The sequence below is a fragment of the Blastococcus aggregatus genome (assembly GCF_900221005.1).
Taxonomy (GTDB): domain Bacteria; phylum Actinomycetota; class Actinomycetes; order Mycobacteriales; family Geodermatophilaceae; genus Blastococcus; species Blastococcus aggregatus.
Map to the genome: position 1 here is coordinate 167,596 of NZ_OBQI01000002.1, position 16,538 is coordinate 184,133.

At 75.0% G+C, this 16,538-nt stretch carries 20 protein-coding genes; 4 read left to right on the forward strand and 16 right to left on the reverse strand.

What is annotated here, in order from left to right:
- Positions 1-4: 4 nt before the first annotated feature.
- The 8 genes from rnc to CRP29_RS06560 all read right to left on the reverse strand — a co-directional run bounded on the left by rnc (position 5) and on the right by CRP29_RS06560 (position 7,281).
- On the reverse strand, positions 5-775 hold the full coding sequence (gene rnc, locus CRP29_RS06525) for a ribonuclease III (RefSeq protein WP_097194276.1): 771 nt from the start codon (positions 773-775) through the stop codon (positions 5-7).
- Positions 776-792: 17 nt separating this feature from the next.
- On the reverse strand, positions 793-972 hold the full coding sequence (gene rpmF, locus CRP29_RS06530; RefSeq protein ID WP_097194277.1) for a 50S ribosomal protein L32: 180 nt from the start codon (positions 970-972) through the stop codon (positions 793-795).
- Between the two features lie 3 nt (positions 973-975).
- Complete coding sequence (locus CRP29_RS06535; RefSeq protein WP_097194278.1) at positions 976-1,623, reverse strand: YceD family protein; 648 nt, start codon at positions 1,621-1,623, stop codon at positions 976-978.
- Between the two features lie 117 nt (positions 1,624-1,740).
- The gene (locus CRP29_RS06540; protein ID WP_097194279.1) at positions 1,741-2,418 is read right to left on the reverse strand and encodes a hypothetical protein; all 678 of its coding nucleotides are present in this window, start codon (positions 2,416-2,418) and stop codon (positions 1,741-1,743) included.
- Positions 2,415-2,903 (reverse strand): pantetheine-phosphate adenylyltransferase, encoded by a 489-nt coding sequence (coaD, locus tag CRP29_RS06545; RefSeq protein ID WP_097194280.1) that lies wholly within the window; start codon positions 2,901-2,903, stop codon positions 2,415-2,417. Before coaD ends, CRP29_RS06540 begins: the two co-directional genes overlap by 4 nt.
- A complete protein-coding gene (rsmD, locus tag CRP29_RS06550) occupies positions 2,900-3,454 on the reverse strand; it encodes a 16S rRNA (guanine(966)-N(2))-methyltransferase RsmD (protein WP_097194281.1) in 555 nt (184 codons plus the stop codon). The genes coaD and rsmD overlap by 4 nt, the downstream gene beginning before the upstream one ends.
- Entirely contained in the window at positions 3,451-5,640 is a 2,190-nt protein-coding gene (recG, locus tag CRP29_RS06555; RefSeq protein WP_217991480.1) for an ATP-dependent DNA helicase RecG, read from the reverse strand. Before recG ends, rsmD begins: the two co-directional genes overlap by 4 nt.
- 18 nt (positions 5,641-5,658) lie before the next feature.
- Positions 5,659-7,281 (reverse strand): DAK2 domain-containing protein, encoded by a 1,623-nt coding sequence (locus tag CRP29_RS06560; RefSeq protein WP_097194282.1) that lies wholly within the window; start codon positions 7,279-7,281, stop codon positions 5,659-5,661.
- A 172-nt stretch (positions 7,282-7,453) separates the two neighbouring features.
- Here CRP29_RS06560 and rpmB point away from each other — a divergent pair, with 172 nt between their 5' ends.
- Positions 7,454-7,636 carry a 50S ribosomal protein L28 gene (gene rpmB / locus CRP29_RS06565; RefSeq protein ID WP_425427062.1) on the forward strand — a complete coding sequence of 61 codons (183 nt, stop codon included), beginning with the start codon at positions 7,454-7,456 and terminating at the stop codon, positions 7,634-7,636.
- Between the two features lie 76 nt (positions 7,637-7,712).
- On the opposite strand, the gene CRP29_RS06570 is transcribed toward rpmB, so the two are convergent.
- The 3 genes from CRP29_RS06570 to CRP29_RS06580 are packed head-to-tail and all read right to left on the reverse strand — an operon-like array spanning position 7,713 to position 9,959.
- Complete coding sequence (locus CRP29_RS06570; protein WP_097194283.1) at positions 7,713-8,348, reverse strand: cytidylate kinase-like family protein; 636 nt, start codon at positions 8,346-8,348, stop codon at positions 7,713-7,715.
- On the reverse strand, positions 8,336-8,902 hold the full coding sequence (locus CRP29_RS06575; RefSeq protein WP_097194284.1) for a GNAT family N-acetyltransferase: 567 nt from the start codon (positions 8,900-8,902) through the stop codon (positions 8,336-8,338). Before CRP29_RS06575 ends, CRP29_RS06570 begins: the two co-directional genes overlap by 13 nt.
- Positions 8,886-9,959, reverse strand: coding sequence for a thiamine-phosphate kinase (locus tag CRP29_RS06580; protein WP_342745216.1), 1,074 nt, complete (start codon positions 9,957-9,959; stop codon positions 8,886-8,888). The genes CRP29_RS06575 and CRP29_RS06580 overlap by 17 nt, the downstream gene beginning before the upstream one ends.
- 47 nt (positions 9,960-10,006) lie before the next feature.
- Between CRP29_RS06580 and CRP29_RS06585 the strand changes: the two genes are divergently transcribed.
- Both CRP29_RS06585 and CRP29_RS06590 read left to right on the forward strand, forming a co-directional pair.
- Positions 10,007-10,240, forward strand: a complete 234-nt coding sequence (locus CRP29_RS06585; RefSeq protein ID WP_097194286.1) for an Lrp/AsnC ligand binding domain-containing protein — start codon at positions 10,007-10,009, stop codon at positions 10,238-10,240.
- 126 nt (positions 10,241-10,366) lie between these two features.
- Positions 10,367-10,888 (forward strand): DUF3515 domain-containing protein, encoded by a 522-nt coding sequence (locus CRP29_RS06590; RefSeq protein ID WP_245852545.1) that lies wholly within the window; start codon positions 10,367-10,369, stop codon positions 10,886-10,888.
- An 11-nt stretch (positions 10,889-10,899) separates the two neighbouring features.
- Here the strand turns inward: CRP29_RS06590 and CRP29_RS06595 are convergent, their stop codons facing one another.
- Positions 10,900-11,565 carry a hypothetical protein gene (locus CRP29_RS06595; RefSeq protein WP_245852546.1) on the reverse strand — a complete coding sequence of 222 codons (666 nt, stop codon included), beginning with the start codon at positions 11,563-11,565 and terminating at the stop codon, positions 10,900-10,902.
- Complete coding sequence (locus CRP29_RS06600) at positions 11,562-12,683, reverse strand: D-alanine--D-alanine ligase family protein (RefSeq protein WP_097194288.1); 1,122 nt, start codon at positions 12,681-12,683, stop codon at positions 11,562-11,564. The genes CRP29_RS06595 and CRP29_RS06600 overlap by 4 nt, the downstream gene beginning before the upstream one ends.
- 76 nt (positions 12,684-12,759) lie before the next feature.
- Between CRP29_RS06600 and CRP29_RS06605 the strand changes: the two genes are divergently transcribed.
- The gene (locus CRP29_RS06605; RefSeq protein WP_097194289.1) at positions 12,760-13,527 is read left to right on the forward strand and encodes a CDP-alcohol phosphatidyltransferase family protein; all 768 of its coding nucleotides are present in this window, start codon (positions 12,760-12,762) and stop codon (positions 13,525-13,527) included.
- Here CRP29_RS06605 and CRP29_RS06610 read toward each other — a convergent pair.
- From CRP29_RS06610 to CRP29_RS06620, 3 genes are read right to left on the reverse strand one after another with little or no spacing between them, the layout of a single operon-like run.
- Complete coding sequence (locus tag CRP29_RS06610; RefSeq protein WP_245852547.1) at positions 13,501-14,655, reverse strand: cystathionine gamma-lyase; 1,155 nt, start codon at positions 14,653-14,655, stop codon at positions 13,501-13,503. The two genes, CRP29_RS06605 and CRP29_RS06610, sit on opposite strands and share 27 nt — an antisense overlap.
- A complete protein-coding gene (locus CRP29_RS06615) occupies positions 14,652-15,647 on the reverse strand; it encodes an NAD(P)H-dependent glycerol-3-phosphate dehydrogenase (protein WP_097194291.1) in 996 nt (331 codons plus the stop codon). Before CRP29_RS06615 ends, CRP29_RS06610 begins: the two co-directional genes overlap by 4 nt.
- Complete coding sequence (locus tag CRP29_RS06620) at positions 15,644-16,480, reverse strand: lysophospholipid acyltransferase family protein (protein WP_245852548.1); 837 nt, start codon at positions 16,478-16,480, stop codon at positions 15,644-15,646. Before CRP29_RS06620 ends, CRP29_RS06615 begins: the two co-directional genes overlap by 4 nt.
- Between the last annotated feature and the right edge of the window lie 58 nt (positions 16,481-16,538).

Below are 16,538 nucleotides of genomic sequence, written 5' to 3' on the forward strand. Positions count from 1 at the left end.
GGCGTCAGGCCTCGGTGGAGAGCGCGCGCCAGGCCACCTCGGCGGCCTCCTGCTCGGCGGCCTTCTTGGTGCGGCCGCTGCCCCGCCCGTGGACGGTGCCGGCCAGCACGACCGCGGCGGTGAAGGTCTTCGCGTGGTCCGGGCCCTCGTCCTGGGTCTCGTACGCCGGGGCGCCCAGGCCGAGGCCGGCGCCGAGCTCCTGGAGGCTGGTCTTCCAGTCCAGGCCGGCGCCGCGGGTGGCGGCCTCGACCAGGAGCGGGTCGAACAGCCGGTGCACGAGCCCGGACGCGGCGTCCAGGCCGCAGCCCAGGTGCACGGCGCCGATCAGCGCCTCGACGACGTCGGCCAGGATCGAGTCCTTCTCGCGGCCGCCGGTGGTCTCCTCGCCGCGGCCGAGCAGCAGGTGCGGCCCGACGCCGCGCTCCCCCAGCCGGCGGGCGACGCCGGCCAGCGAGGTCATGTTGACCACGGAGGCACGCAGCTTGGCCAGCTGGCCCTCGGGGAGGTCCGGCTGGCTGCGGTAGAGCTCGTCGGTGACGACGAGGCCGAGCACCGAGTCGCCGAGGAACTCCAGGCGCTCGTTGGTCGGCAGGCCGCCGTTCTCGTACGCGAACGAGCGGTGGGTCAGGGCGAGGCCGAGCAGCCCGCCGGGCAGCTCGACGCCCAGGGCGTCGCGCGCCCAGGCGGCGGCGCGCTCGGCGTGCTCCGGACCACCGGGCGGACGGTCGGCCTCGGCACCCTCGTCGGGGTGCGTACCGGCGACCGTCCTGCCCACGGCGATGCGGTGGTCGATCAGACCGCGAGGACCTGGCGGCCGGAGTGCTGGCCGCAGGTCGGGCACGCGATGTGCGGCGGCTTGAGCTCGCCGCAGGCGCGGTTCGGGCAGGGCGCGAGCGTGGGGGCGGTGGTCTTCCACTGCGAGCGGCGCATACGGGTGTTGGCGCGGGACATCTTCCGCTTCGGAACAGCCACTTTTCAGTTCTCCTTGGTGGTGTCGTCACCGGAGGTGTCCGGTGAGGAGGCGTGAGGGTCGGTCTCGGAGATCCCGAAGCGCTCGGCCAGCCCGGCCCAGCGCGGGTCGGTGATCTCGTGGGTGTGGTCCTCGGGGAGGTCGTCCAGGCGCAGGCCGCAGTCGACGCAGAGGCCGGAGCAGTCCTCGGAGCAGACCGGGGACAGCGGCAGGCTCAGCACGACGGTGTCGCGGGCCAGCGGCTCGAGGTCGAGGAAGTCGCCCTCGATGCGGCGCACCTCGTCCTCCTCGCTGGTCTCCTCGGTGGCGCTGCCCTCGTAGGCGTACAGCTCCTGGACCGGGAGGGTCAGGGTGTCCGCGATCGGCTCGAGGCACCGCGCGCAGGAACCCTCGACGGGGACGTCGAACTCGCCGCTGACGAGCACGCCCTCCATGACCGACTCCAGGCGCAGCCGCAGGTGCACCTCGCCACCGGCCGGGACGCCGATGAGCTCGACCCGCCAGTCAGCCGGCGCGGGGACGGTGCGCTCCAGCTCCTGCAGCGCACCCGCGCGGCGGCCCAGCTCCCGGAGGTCGATCGTCCAGGGGTTGGCGGAGGGACGCCGGCCCGGAGAGGGAGCGGCGTCGCGGCGGGGCGCAGGAGCGGCAGGCATGTCGGTACTCGCGGTAGGTAGTGGGGAACGGCTCGACCCGGGGCGGGACCACCGGCGGTCGAACCAGGACGCCAGCCTACCCGACCGGCAGACCGCCGCCGCTGGCGGCGAGGGAGATCACTCGCGCAGGGTGGTGCGGGCCTTCTCGACCGAGCGCAGCATCCGCTCCAGCGTCGTCCCGAAGTCGGCCAGCCGGGTGTCGACGTACTCGTCGACCTCCGCGCGCATGCGGGCCGCCTCGGCGTGGGCCTGCTCCCCGAGGGCGTCGGCCCGGTCGACCGCGGTGCGGTAGACCTCGGTCTCGGTGATGAGCCGTTCGTGCTCGGCCTGCGCCTCGGCGATCATCGACTCGCGCCTGCGGCGCCCGTCGGCGACCAGCACCTCGGCCTCGGCCTCGGCGTCCACGATCAGCTGCTCGACGTCGAGCTGCGCCTGGCTGATGAGCTCGTCGCGCTGCCGGCGGGCGGTGCCCAGCAGCTCGTCGCGCTGCCGGCGGCCGGCCTCGAGCAGCCGCTCGGCCTCGTCCCGGGTGCGGGTCGTGACCCGCTCGGCCTCCGCCTGCGCCTGCTGGAGGATCTCGGTGCGCTGCTCGACGATCGCGCCGGCGGCCTGCACGTCCTCGGGCAGGGACTCGCGGAGGTCGTCGAGCAGGTCGAGGACGTGGTCGCGCGGCACCATGCAGGAGCTGGACATCGGGACGCTGCGCGCGTTCTCGATGACGGTGGTCAGCTCGTCGACGGTCTCGTACAGCCGGTAGACGACCTCGGTGGTGTTCATGCGCCCGGGGCGCGTCATGGCGTCGTCCCCCGGGCGGTCCGCTCGCGCAGGCGGTCGTTGACGACCTTCGGCACCAGGCGCGAGACGTCCCCGCCGAAGGTGGCGACCTGCTTGACCAGGCTCGAGGAGAGGTGGCCGACCTGGGGGGCCGTGGGGACGAACAGCGTCTCGATCGCGGCGAGCTCGCGGTTCATCTGGGCCATCTGCAGCTCGTACTCGAAGTCGCTGACGGCGCGCAGGCCCTTGACGATCACCGGGATCTCGTTCGCGCCGCAGTAGTCGACCAGCAGCCCCGAGAAGCTGTCCACGGTCACGTTGGGCAGGTGCGCCACGGATTCGCGGAGCAGCTCCATGCGCTCCTCGACCGGGAAGAACCCGGCCTTGCCCGGATTGACGAGCACGGCCACGACCAGCTCGTCGTACAGCGCCGAGGCGCGGTTGATGACGTCGACGTGGCCATTGGTGACCGGGTCGAACGAACCGGGGCACACGGCGCGTCTCACGACAGCCGACCGTACCGGAGGACTGCCTCGCCGTAGCGCCGATCGCGCAGTCCGGTCAGCGGTGTCGGCCACTCCCACGGCTCGTCGCGCCGGCCGCGCTCCACGACGACCACGGCGTCGGGGGCCAGCCAGCCCTTGGTGAGGAGCGACTGCAGGACGGCGAGCACCTCCTCGGCGGGCGTCGCGTAGGGCGGATCGGCGAGGACCAGGTCGAACCGCTCCGCCGCGGTGCCGGCGACGACGGAGGGCACCGAGCCGGCCTGCACCCGCCCGCCGGGCAGCCCGACCGCGGCCAGGTTGGCCCGCAGGACCGGGAGCACCCCGCCGCCGGACTCCACGAACAGCACCGACCGCGCCCCCCGGCTGAGCGCCTCCAGGCCGAGGGCACCGGAGCCGGCGTAGAGGTCGAGGACGGCGGCGCCCTCCAGCTCCAGCAGCGAGCCGAGGCTGTTGAACAGCGCCCCCCGGGCCTTGTCGCCGGTCGGCCGCACGCCCGTGCGCGGGACGGCGAGCTTCCGTCCCCGCGCGAGCCCGGCGATCACCCGTGTCATGCCTTCTCCAGCCAGTCGGCGCGCTCGTCGGAGGCGAGCGCCGCCACCTCGGCGGCCAGGCCGGGATGGTCGGCCAGACCGCGCTCGGTGGTCAGCAGCGCGGTCGCCTCGGTGCGTGCGGTGGCAATGAGCTCTTCATCTTCCAGGAGGGAGAGCAGCCGGATGCCCGACCGGGTGCCGGACTGCGCGGCGCCCAGGACGTCGCCCTCGCGCCGGGTCTCCAGGTCCAGCCGGGCCAGCTCGAAGCCGTCGGAGGTCGCGGCGACCGCCGCCAGCCGGGTGCCGGTCGGGGACGCGGTCGGGGCGTCGGTGACCAGCAGGCACAGCCCGGCGTGCTTCCCGCGGGCCACCCGCCCGCGGAGCTGGTGCAGCTGGCTGACCCCGAACCGGTCGGCGTCCATCACCACCATGACGGTGGCGTTGGGCACGTCCACGCCGACCTCGACGACGGTGGTGGCGACGAGGACCTGGGTCTCGCCGGCCGCGAAGGCGCGCATCGCGTCGTCCTTCTCCTCCGGGCTCAGCCGACCGTGCAGTACGTCCAGCCGTAGCCCGGCCAGCGGGCCGGAGCGGAGCAGCTCGGCGACGTCGAGGACCGCGAGCGGCGGTCGCCGGTCGCTGCGCGGGCCGTCGTCCTCGGGCGGGGCGCCGTCGGCGTCCTCGGGCTCGTCGCCGGGCACGTCCCCGATGCGGGGGCAGACGACGTAGGCCTGCCGGCCGGCGGCCACCTCCTCGCGCAGCCGCTGCCAGGCGCGGTCGACCCAGCCGGGCTTCTCGGTCGCCGGCACGACGGAGCTGGAGACGCCGCCGCGGCCGCTGGGCAGCTGCCGCAGCGTGGAGATCTCCAGGTCGCCGTAGACGGTCATCGCGACGGTGCGCGGGATCGGGGTGGCGGTCATGACCAGCACGTGCGGCGGGCGGGTGCCCTTGGCGCGGAGGGCGTCGCGCTGCTCGACCCCGAAGCGGTGCTGCTCGTCGACGACGACCAGGCCCAGGTCGGCGAAGTCCACGCCCTCCTGCAGCAGCGCGTGGGTGCCGATCACGATGCCGGCGCTGCCGTCGGCCACCTCGGCCAGCGCCTGGCGCTTCGCGGCCGCCTTGAGCGAGCCGGTCAGCAGCGTGACGCGGGTGCCGGCCGCGTCGCCGTCCAGCTCACCGGCCCGGCCGAGCGGGCCCAGGAGCTGGCGGATGCCGCGGGCGTGCTGGGCGGCGAGCACCTCGGTCGGCGCGAGCAGCGCCGCCTGGCCGCCGGCGTCGACGACCTGCGCCATCGCGCGCAGCGCCACCACCGTCTTGCCCGAGCCCACCTCGCCCTGCAGCAGCCGGTGCATCGGCTGGTCGCGGTCGAGCTCGGCGGCGAGCTCCTCCCCCACCTCGCGCTGGCCCTCGGTGAGCGCGAAGGGCAGGGCGGCGTCGACGGCGTCGAGCAGCCCGCCAGCCCGGCACGGCCGCGCGATGCCCGGCTCGAGCGCCGCGGCCCGGCGGCGGGCGGCGAGGGTGAGCTGGAGGACCAGGGCCTCGTCCCACTTCAGCCGCGACACCGCGCGCTCGACGTCGTCCATCGACGTCGGCCGGTGGATGTCGAGCAGGGCGGCGGGCAGGGAGAGCAGCCCGTGCCGCGACCGGATCTCCTCGGGCAGCGGGTCGACGACCAGGTCGCCCAGCTCCCCGGACGCGCCGAGCAGCAGCTTCACCGACTTCTGGATCACCCAGCTGGAGACGTCCTTGCTCGCCGGGTAGATCGGCACCAGGGCGCGCGCCCAGTCGGTGTCGTCGTCCTCCCCGTCGAGCAGGTGCATGTCGGGGTGGGCGAACTGCTTCTCACCGCGCCACTCCCCCACGGTGCCGGCGAACATCCCCCACGCGTTCGGCTTCAGCTGCGCGTGCCGGTGGTTGAAGAACACCAGCTTCATGCGCCCGCTGCCGTCGCCGACGACCACCTCGGTGAGCGACCCCCGGCGGTTCTTCATCGGCCGGGTGGTGACGCTGCGGACCTGGGCCAGCACCGTCACCCGGTCGCCCACCTGGACGTCGGCCAGGTCGGACTGCTCCCCCCGGCTGGCGTAGCGGCGCGGATAGTGCCGGAGCAGGTCGCGGACGGTCTCCAGCCCCAGCTGCTCGCTCATGCCGGTGGCCGTCTTCGGGCCCAGCACGCGCGCGAGCGGCGTCTGCATCGTGACGGTCACGTCAGACCTCCTGCCGGCTCACTCGACGCCGACCTGCAGCGGGATGCCGGCCGGCCCGCCGTCGTAGCGGACGACCTCGATCGCGGGGTGCACCGAGGACAGGTGGCGGCAGACGGCGTCGCCGAGGTCCTCGTCGGGGCCGACGAGCAGCGTGGCCATCTCCCCTCCGGCCGAGAGCATCCGGTCGAGCAGGTCGCAGGCGACGTCCGCGAGGTCCTGCCCGATGACGACGACGTCCCCCTCGGCCGAGCCGAGCACGTCGCCGGGCTGGCAGCGGCCGGCCGACGTGAGCGCCTCCTGCTCGGCGAGGGTCACCTCGGCCCACCGCGTGGCGGCGGCCGCCTCGGCCATGGCGATGACGTCGTCGCCGAACCGCCGACCGGGATCGGCGACGGCGCAGGCCGCCAGGCCCTGGACCGGGGAGCGCGTCGGCACGACGCCGACCTCGCGGCCCAGCTCGCGGGCACGGACGGCGGCCCGGCCGGCGACGGGGATCAGGTCGGAGTCGTTGGGCAGCACGGCGACCTCGTGCGCCGCCGAGGCGACGATCTCGGCCAGCACGTCGTCCTCGGTCACGCCGTCGGGACCGCAGGTGATCACCCGCACGCCCGCCTCGGCGAACAGCTCGGCCAGGCCGTCGCTGGACACGACGGCGATCAGGGCCCGCGTCCCGGCCACGGGCGCCGGGGGCGGGACCGGCGCCAGCGGCTCGACCGAGACCCGGTAGGGACGCCCGGCCTCGATCCCGGCCTCGATCGCGGCGCCGATGTCGGAGACGTGCACGTGCACGTTCCACTCCCGGCCCGTGGGGGTGTCCACGCCGACGACGACGAGGCTGTCCCCGAGCTCGGCCAGGCGGGCGTGCATGCGGGCGACCGACTCCTCGTCGGAGTCGGCGAGCAGGAACTGCACCTCGCTGCCCGGCCCGGGCGGGGGCTGGTGCGGGACGTTCCGCGCGTCGGTGCGCTGGGCGTGGCGGTGGCCCGTCTCGCGCCGGGTGGCCAGCGGCGTGCGGGCCGGTTCCACGCCGGTGACGGTGGTGACGAACGCGTCGAGGACCAGGCACAACCCGGCGCCGCCGGCGTCCACGACGCCCGCCTCGCGCAGCGCCGCCAGCTGGCCGGGGGTGCGGTCGAGGGCGGCGCGCGCGCCGTCCGCGGCCGCCGTGACGACGTCGGCGAGCGTGGCCGGGCCCGCCTCGACCTGGGCGACCGCGCACTCGGCCGCCCCCCGGGCGACGCTCAGGAACGTGCCCTCCTCCGGGTCGGCCACGGCGGTGTAGGCGGTCTCCGCGGCCTTCTGCAGGGCGGCGGCGAGCGTCGGCCCGTCGGCCGGCGGCTGGCCGGCGAGCTGGTCGGCCAGGCCGCGCAGCAGCTGGGCGAGGATCGTGCCGGAGTTGCCGCGCGCGCCGAGGACCGCGCCGCGGGAGAGCACCGACCAGGCCGGTTCCGTCGTGCGGGCGGCGTCGCGCTCGAGGGCGGCGAGCGCGGCCTGCGCGGTGAGCAGCAGGTTGGTGCCGGTGTCCCCGTCGGGGACCGGGAAGACGTTCAGCTCGTCGAGGACGCTGCGCGCCGCGGACAGCGCGTCGACCGCGGTGCGGCACCAGTGGCCGACCGCGGCCTCGTCCAGCGCCAGCAGCACGGGCGCAGGCTACCCGTGGCCGCCGACAGGACCGGTCCGACGAGCCCCGTCCGGGGCGGTGGCGGCACGTCGTCCCCGGAGCGGCTAGACTCCTCCACGGTCTTGTTGCGGGTGCTTCCTGCCCCGCCGTCTGTGAACGATTTCTTTCTGGGAGTGATCCACCGTGGCTGCCGTGTGCGATGTGTGTGGCAAGGGCCCCGGTTTCGGTATGTCGGTGTCGCACTCGCACCGCCGCACGCCGCGCCGTTGGAACCCGAACATCCAGTCCGTGCGGGCGCTGATCGCCCCCGGCAACCGCCGGCGCATCAACGCCTGCACCTCGTGCATCCGCGCGGGCAAGGTCGTGCGCGCCTAGTCCGCGCCGTACGGCAACCGAACATCGCGCCGAACCCCGGAGGTCCTCCGACCTCCGGGGTTCGTCGTGCTGCGGGTCAGACGGCGCCGATGCCCCGTGCCCGCGCCGCCGTCACCACCAGGTCGACCACCGTCTCCAGCGGGAGCGCGGTGCTGTCGATCACCAGGTGGTAGTTCCGCGGCGCGGACGCGTCGACGCGGTAGAAGTGCCGCACGTAGGCCTCCCGCGCCCGGTCGTTGGCGTCCATCTCGCGGCGCAGTTCGTCGGCCGGCCGGCCGTACCGCGCCACCGCCGCCTCCAGGCGCCGCTCGCGGCGCCCACCGAGGCGCACGTTGAGCACGTCGGGCCGGTCCCCGAGCACGAGCGCCGCCGCCCGGCCGAGCACCACGCCGCCGCCGCCCGCCGGCGCGGCGATCTCGGTGAGCACCCGCTCGGTCTGCTCGCGGAAGGCCCGCGCGTCGGGGATCCCGGGGCTCGGCATCACGCCACCGATGGTGTCCGGCATGGCGCCGAGGCTGGCCACCATCCGCCAGAGCCCGGTCACCACCGTCTCGTCGTTGGCCTCGGCCTCCTCGATCGGCACCCCGAGCCGGCCCGCGACCTTCACCGGGATCACCCGGTCGTGGAACGGCAGGCCCAGGCGCCCGGCCACCGCCGGCCCGATCTCCGGACCGCCGGACCCGTAGGCCGCAGACAGCGTCACGACGCCCATGAGATCCCCTCTCCACCCTCGTTGCCCTCGGTGTCCTGGGTGCGGGAGCTCTGCTCGAGCTCCCTGCCCAGGAACACCGCGTCCGGCGCACATGCGTACACCCCGTAACCGGCTACCGCCCGGTAGCCGAGCTGCGTGTACAGCGCCACGGCCTCGGGTTGCTGCTGGCCGGTGTTCAGGACGACGGAGCGGTGACCCGCCCGGGCGGCGCTGTCCTCCAGCGCGGCCATGAGCCGCCGGGCCAGCCCGCGGCGCCGGAAGGCCGGCTCGACGTAGACGCGCTTGATCTCCACCTCGCCCGAGGGGAGCACCCGCCACGCGCCGCACCCGGCGGGCACGCCGTCCACCTCGGCGACGAGGAACAGGCCGGCAGGCGGCGTGAAATCGGCCGGGTCGACCACGGCCGCGTCGCGCCCGCCGTACCGGACCACGTACTCCTGCTGCACCCGCTCGACCAGGTGCTGGGCGACCGGGTGGTCATAGGGCAGCGGTCGCAGCCGCTCAGCCGACGTGGGCCGATCAGCCGACGTGGGCCGCTCAGCCGAAGTGGGCATGGCCCGTCCCCTCCGCTCCCAGGGCGCGGGCCACGGTCTCGGCCGGCTCTCCGTCCACGAGCACGCCGGCAGCCGGGTCCGCGCTCCGCACCACTCCGATCACCCGCCAGCCGGCGGGCAGCGGGGTGCCCGCCGGGAAGGTCGCCACGAGGGCATGGTCCTCGCCTCCGGTGAGCACCCAGACCAGCGGGTCCACCCCCAGGGCGGCGCCCACCTGCTGCAGCGGGCCCTCCGGGACGAGGCAGGCATCCCCCAGGGCGGCGCGGTCCAGGTCGAGGACCACCCCGCTGGCCTCGGCCACGTGGCCGGTGTCGGCGAGCAGGCCGTCGCTCACGTCGCACATCGCGGTCGCGCCCGCGGCGGCCGCGGCCGGGCCGGCGGCGTACGGCGGCGACGGACGGCGGTGCGCGGCGACGGCGGCCAGCGGGCTGGAGAAGCCCCGGCGGAGGACGGCCAGGCCGCACGCCGACCAGCCCAGCCGGCCGGCGAGCGCGACGACGTCGCCGGCCCTGGCTCCGGACCGCAGCACCGGCGGGCGCCCGCCGAGGTCGCCCAGCGCCGTCACCGACAGCACCACGGCGTCGCTGCCGGGCGCCGACGCCACGGTGTCGCCGCCGACGACCGCGGCGCCCAGGGGCGCGCACTCCTCGGCGAGCCCCGTCGCGACCCCCTCCAGCCAGCCGATCGGGGTGTCCGACGGGCAGGCGAGGCCGACCAGCAGCGCGGTCGCCCTCGCGCCCATGGCCGCGACGTCGGCCAGGTTCGCCGCCGCCGCCTTGTGCCCGATGTCCTCCGCCGACGACCAGTCGCGGCGGAAGTGCCGGCCCTCGACCAGGACGTCGGTGGTGGCGACCACGCGTCCGTCGGGCGTGGTGACGACCGCGGCGTCGTCCCCCGGCCCGACCTCGGCGAGCCGGGCTGCGCCCGCGCGGGCCACCACGCGGGCGATGACGCCGAACTCCCCCACCTCCCGGACGGTGTCGGCAGGGAGGGGTGGACGGGCCCGAGTCATGAGGTGCCTCCGGTCACTGCGGTAGGTTGCCGACCTGTCCGCCATCTGGCGGGGACGACGTATCGGCCGAGTTGCCGGAGGAAGGATCTCCCGTGGTCCACGCCTACATCCTCATCCAGACCGAGGTCGGCAAGGCCGCCCAGGTCGCCTCCACGATCAGCGAGATCACCGGCGTCACGCGCGCCGAGGACGTGACCGGCCCCTACGACGTGATCGTCCGCGCCGAGGCCGAGACCGTCGACGACCTCGGTCGTCTGGTCGTGGCGCGGGTGCAGTCGGTCGACGGCATCACCCGGACGCTGACCTGCCCCGTCGTCAACATCTGACCGACCCCTGCGAGCTCTGATCCCCTGACCGAGCACCCGCCGCCCGTCGAGCCCGTCGGGCCGCCGACCCCGGAGCCGCCGGCCGATCCGCTGCGGCGCATCGCCCTGATCGCGACGGCCGTCCTCGTGCCGGTCGTCGTGGCGCTGGTGATCCTGGCCAACGTCCTCGCGAACGACGCCGGCGACGACAACGGGGTCGCCGGACCGGCCGAGATCGACGGCACGGCCGCACCCCAGCGCGCCGATCTCCCGCCGCTGCCCGTGACGGTCCCGCCGGCACCCCCGGAGGCGGTGGAGCCCTGCGAGGCGGTGATGCGCTCGCTGCCGCTGGAGCTGGCCGGCGAGCAGTCCCGGCCCGTCGACTCCGACTCCCCGTTCGTCTACGCGTGGGGCGAGCCGCCCGTCGTCCTGGTGTGCGGGGTCGACCGACCCACCGGCTGGACGGTCGGCGCCTCGGCGATCCAGATCAACGGCGTGCAGTGGTACGTCGACACCAGCGACCCCGCGAGCACCGTCTGGACGACGGTCGACCGGCCGGTCTACGTCGAGGTGCGCCTTCCGTCCGGCGTCGACAGCGCACCGGTGACGGCGCTGACGGTGGAGCTGGGTCAGGCCCTGCCGTACCGGGAGCCCGATCCCGGCGAGTGAGGCCCCGCCGCTCACCCGGGCGGCAGCCGGTCCAGCTGGTCGGTGACCACCGCGCCGACCTCCTCGGTGGCGGCGTCCACCGACTCCGCGACGGCGCTCACCGAGACGCTGAACGGGCCCTGCGTGCACCAGGCGAAGGCTGCCGGGCCGGCCAGCCCCTGGTCGGGGCGCGGCTCGTCGACGACCAGCCGCCAGCAGTCGGACGGCAGGTCGGGTGAGCCCTCGCTGAGCAGCCCGCCGTAGTGGTCGGCGTCGTTCCGCGCGAGGTCCTCGGCGTAGGCGAGTGCCCCTCCGGGCTGCTCGAACTGGTCGACGAAGATCCCGGTCTGCGGTCCCGTCCCCGTGCCGGACCCCCAGAACCGCTCCCAGCCGTGCCGGTAGCCGTAGTCCTCGAGGACCGCGCGCTCGCGCGCCGGGTCGTCGGAGTACGCGGCCACGTCCTCCACCCGCTTGGCGCCCGCCGGCGGGCTGATCGCGTCGTCGGGCAGCCGCGGCAGCCCCGAGGCGACCTCGTCGGAGACCAGGCGCTCGAGCTCGCCGGGTGTGCTCGTCTCCGCCGGAGCGGCGTCGACCGCGCCCTCGCTCTCCTGTGCGCAGCCGGGAACGGCGATCAGGACGGGGACCAGCGCGAGCAGGACGGCGGCCCGGTGCGCGCCGGCCCCCCGCCCGGCGCTCACCGCCGGGCCAGGGCGCCGGAGACGAGCCGGTCGACGAGCTCGGCGAAGTCGACGCCCGTGGCCGCCCACATCCGGGCGAACATCGAGATGGGGGTGAACCCGGGCATGGTGTTGACCTCGTTGATGACCAGGAGGTCGTCGCCGTCGGGGCCGGTGCCCAGGAAGAAGTCCACCCGCGCCAGCCCCTGGCAGTCCAGGGCCAGGTAGGCGCGGCGGGCGGCCGCCTGGACCGCCTCGATCTGCTCCGGGGTGAGGTCGGCGGGGATGTCGAAGTCGGCGGCGTCGTCGAGGTACTTGGCGGCGAAGTCGTACCAGTCCACGCCCTCGCGCAGCCGGATCTCCGCCGGGAGACTCGCCTCCGGCAGGCCGGTGCCGCGCGCGGCGAGCACGCCGCACTCGATCTCCCGGCCCGGCACGGCGGCCTCCACGATCACCTTGGGATCGTGGGCGGCGGCCTCGGCCACGGCGGCCGGGAACTGCGCCCAGTCGGTGACCCGGGTGATGCCGATGCTGGAGCCGGCGCGGGCGGGCTTCACGAACACCGGCAGCCCCAGCCGCTCCCGGGCGGCGTCGTCCAGGACGGAGGGGTCGGCGCAGATGGCGCCGTGCGCATCGCGCAGGACGACGTGCTCGCCCTGCGGCAGACCAGCGGCGGCCAGCAGCTTCTTGGTGAACTCCTTGTCCATGGAGGCGGCGCTGGCGAAGACCCCGGAGCCCACGTAGGGCAGGCCGGTCATCTCCAGCAGCCCCTGGATCGTCCCGTCCTCGCCGTAGGCGCCGTGCAGCACCGGGAAGACGACGTCGACCTCCGTCAGCGCCTGCCCGACCGCCGAGCCGGGCTCCAGCACCGCCAGGCCGCGGCCCTCGGGGTCGCCGACCAGGGAGACCGCCGTCCCGCCGGACACCTCGGGCAGCACGCCGTCGGCGATCGCCAGCCGCTGGTCGGGGTCGGCCAGCACCCACCGGCCGTCGCGGGCGATGCCCACCGGCACGACCTCGTAGCGCTCGGGATCCAGCGCCGCCATCACGCTCCCGGCCGAGACGCAGGAGATGGCGTGCTCGGCGCTGCGGCCCCCGAACACGACCGCGACGCGCACCTTGCCTGCCTGCCCGTTCATCGACACGACCCTAGCTGCCGGTCCTGGGCCCCCGCGCCGTCCCGCCGAGCTCCGGCGCGTGTGGCAGCCTCGTCGCGTGCAGGATCAGACAGCTCCCCCGGCGGAGACGTTCTCGCGGCGCCAGCGACTGGCCGGTGCCGCCGTCCACCTGTACACCGCCAGCGGTTCGGTGCTGGGCCTGCTCATCGTGCTGGCCGCCGTCGAGGGCGAGGTGGAGACGGCCCTGTGGCTGGTCCTGGCCACGCTGTTCGTCGACGGCACCGACGGCATGCTCGCCCGGCGGTTCCGGGTCAAGGAGACGATCCCGTGGTTCGACGGCGCCCGGATGGACGACATCGTCGACTACCTGACCTATGTCTTCGCGCCCATCGTGCTGCTCTGGACCACCGACCGGCTGCCCGGCGGCGCGCTCGGCTGGGTGCTGGCGGCCCTGCCGCTGCTGGCCTCCTGCTACCAGTTCTGCCGGACCGACGCGAAGACCGACGACCACTACTTCCTGGGCTTCCCGAGCTACTGGAACGTGGTCGCCTTCTACGCGATCGTCCTGGAGGTCGGGACGACGGGCGTCGGGGTCGCACTGGCCGTCCTGACCGTGCTGGTGTTCGTGCCGGTGAAGTACGTCTACCCCTCGCGCACCCGCCTGCTGCACGGCCTCAACCTGGCGCTGGCGACCATGTGGATGGTCAGCTACGCCGTGCTGCTGGTCCAGTACCCCGACCCGCACCCGGTGGTCGTCGTGCTGAGCCTGGCCTACCTCGTCTACTACTTCGGCGTGAGCATCTGGCTCACCGTCGCCGGCAGCCGGAAGCGGTCGGCGTCAGAGCAGGGCGTCCAGGCCGGCTGAGAGGTCCGCGACCAGGTCGGCGGTGTCCTCGATGCCGCAGGACAGCCGCACGAAACCCGGCGGAACGGCGTCGCCGCCCCACTGCGCCCGACGGTCGATCGTGCTGTGCACCCCACCGAAGCTGGTGGCGGCCGCCCACAGCCGGGTGGCACCCAGCAGCCGGGCGACGGCGTCCTCGTCGGCCAGCTCGCACGAGAGCACCCCGTTCGGCCGCAGCATCTGCCGGGCGGCGAGCCCGGCTGAGGGATCGCCGGCCCGCCACGGCCAGCGCAGCCCGGTGACCGCCGGCGAGGACGCCAGCAGCTCGGCCACCGCGGCGGCGTTCGCGGCCTGGCGGGCCAGCCGCAGGTCCAGCGTGCTCATCGACCGGTGCCCGAGCCAGGCCTCGAACGGCCCCGGCGTGCTGCCGGTGCGGTCGCGGAAGCCCTTGAGCCGCGCGTGCAGCTCGTCGTCGGACGTGCTGACGTGCCCGAGCAGCAGGTCGCTGTGCCCGGTCAGCGCCTTGGTGTCGCTACCGACGGTGAGGTGCGCGCCGAGGGCCAGCGGCCGCTGGCCGAGCGGCGTCGCGGTGGTGTTGTCGACGGCGACCAAGGTGCCCGCCGCCCGCGCGGCCCGGGCCACCGCGGCGATGTCGCACACGTCGAGCTGGGGGTTGCTGGGCGTCTCCAGCAGCACCATCCGGACGCCCTCGAGCCCGCCGTCGGCGGCGAACCGCTCGACGTCCGGGGTGGACACCTGCACCACCTGGATGCCGAACCGGGTGAGCTCCTCGGCGCCCAGCAGGCGGGTCGCGTAGTAGCCGTCCGACGGGAGCACCACCCGGTCGCCGCTGCCGGCGCAGGCCAGCACCGCCGCGGTCAGCGCCGCCATGCCGGTGGCGAAGGACAGGCAGCGGCCGCCGTCGAGCTCCCCGACGGCGGCCTCGAAGTCCCGCAGCGTGGGCTGCTCGGTCCGGGCGTAGGCGTCCACGCCGCCGGCCCGCGGTGGCTGGTCGCCGAGGTGGAAGGGGGCGGCGAACACCGGCGAGGGGCGCAGCGGGGCCCCCGGCACGGCCGGCTGCTCCCCCGCCCGCACCGAGCGCGTGCCGTCGCCCCAGCTGTCGTCGAGGCCCATGCCGGTTGCACTCATTCCGGCTTCGCCTCGCGCGACATGATCTCCTTCACCATCTGCGCGGGCGACTCCCCCTCGTGGCAGACGCGGACCACGGCCTCGGTGATCGGGACGTCGATGCCGTGTGCCCGGGCCAGGTCCAGCACGGACCGGCAGCTCTTCACGCCTTCGGCCGTCTGGCGGGTGCTCTCCTGGACCTGCTCCACGGTCATCCCGCGGCCGAGCTTCTCGCCGAAGGTGCGGTTCCGGGACAGCGGCGAGCTGCAGGTGGCGACCAGGTCGCCCAGGCCCGCCAGCCCGGCGAAGGTGGTGAGCTCGGCGCCCAGTGCGAGGCCCAGGCGGGCGGTCTCGGCCAGCCCGCGGGTGATCAGCGAGGCGCGGGTGTTGTCGCCGAACCCGAGCCCCTCGGCGATGCCGCAGGCCAGCGCGATGACGTTCTTGACCGCCCCGCCCAGCTCGCAGCCCACCAGGTCCGCATTGGTGTAGGGCCGGAAGTACCGGGTGTGGCAGGCGACCTGCAACGCCGCGGCGCGGTCGGCGTCGGGGCAGGCGATGACGGTCGCGGCGGGCTGCTCCTCGGCGATCTCGCGGGCCAGGTTCGGGCCCGAGAGCGCCGCCACGCGGTCGGCGCCGGCGCCGGTCACCTCGCGGATGACCTCGCTCATCCGCTTCGTCGTCCCGAGCTCGATGCCCTTCATCAGGCTCAGCAGGGTGGCGTCCGGCGGCAGCAGGGGGCTCCACGCGGTGAGGTTGTCCCGCAGCGACTGCGAGGGCACCGCGAGGACGACGACGTCGGCGCCCGCGAGCGCCTCCGCGGCGTCGGCGGTGGCCCGCACCGTCGAGGGGAGGCGGATCCCCGGCAGGTAGTCGGGGTTCTCGCCGTCGTCGGTGATGGCCCGCACCAGCTCGGGACGGCGGGCGTGCAGCGTGACGTCGCAGCCGGCGTCGGCGAGGACCTTGGCGAACGTCGTCCCCCAGGAGCCGGCGCCCAGGACGGCGGCGCGCCTCACGCGGCACCCCCGGGGAGGTCGCCGGGCAGCTCACGTCGAGGCCGCGGGTGGAACAGCACGGGCGCCGGCTCCCCGCGGAGCTCGGCCAGCTGGTCGCGCACGCGGCCCATCATCAGATCGGTCGTCTCCTTCAGCAGTTCAGCGGTGAGCGGGCGCCCGGCGCGCAGCTGCGCCCGGATCTCGGACAGGTCGATCGGCTCGCCGACGAGGTACTCGGTCGGGGTGCGCAGCCGCAGGTGCAGCTTCCTGGCGTGGTAGTCGTGCAGCCGCTGCGGGCCCCACTGGGCGACCGGGAGCACCACGGCGTCGGTGGTCAGGGCCAGCCGGGCGGCACCGGTGCGCGACTGCATCGGCCACCAGTGCGGATCCCGGGTGACCGAGCCCTCGGGGTAGATGACGACGAGGTTGCCGGCGGCCAGGTCGTCCTGGGCCGCGGCCAGCGCCCCCTGCGCGTCGGTGGAGTACCGGGCGACGGGGATCTGCCCGGCCGAGCGCAGGATGGCCCCGGCCAGCCCCTTGAACACCGACTCCTTGGCCAGGAAGTGCGGCATCCGTCCGTGGTCGAACACCAGCCGGGCGCAGGCGAGGGGGTCGAGGATCGAGACGTGGTTGGCCACGAGCAGCACCGGCCCGCTGGTGGGCAGCCGCTCGCCGTGGCGGTAGCGGATGCGGAACATCAGCTTCGACGCCGGGAAGACCACGGCGATGCACAGCCAGAACGCCCAGCCGATGTGGCCCCGGGTGCGCCACTTCCCCGGCCGCCGGTTCGCTGCCTGCGGGGGCGCGAGGGCACCGGCCGTGCCCGGGTCCGCCCAGGACCTCTCCTCCGCCACCGGATCGCCTCCCCGTCGCTGTGATCTGTCCCATGATCGACCCTTCCCCGCACCGGGC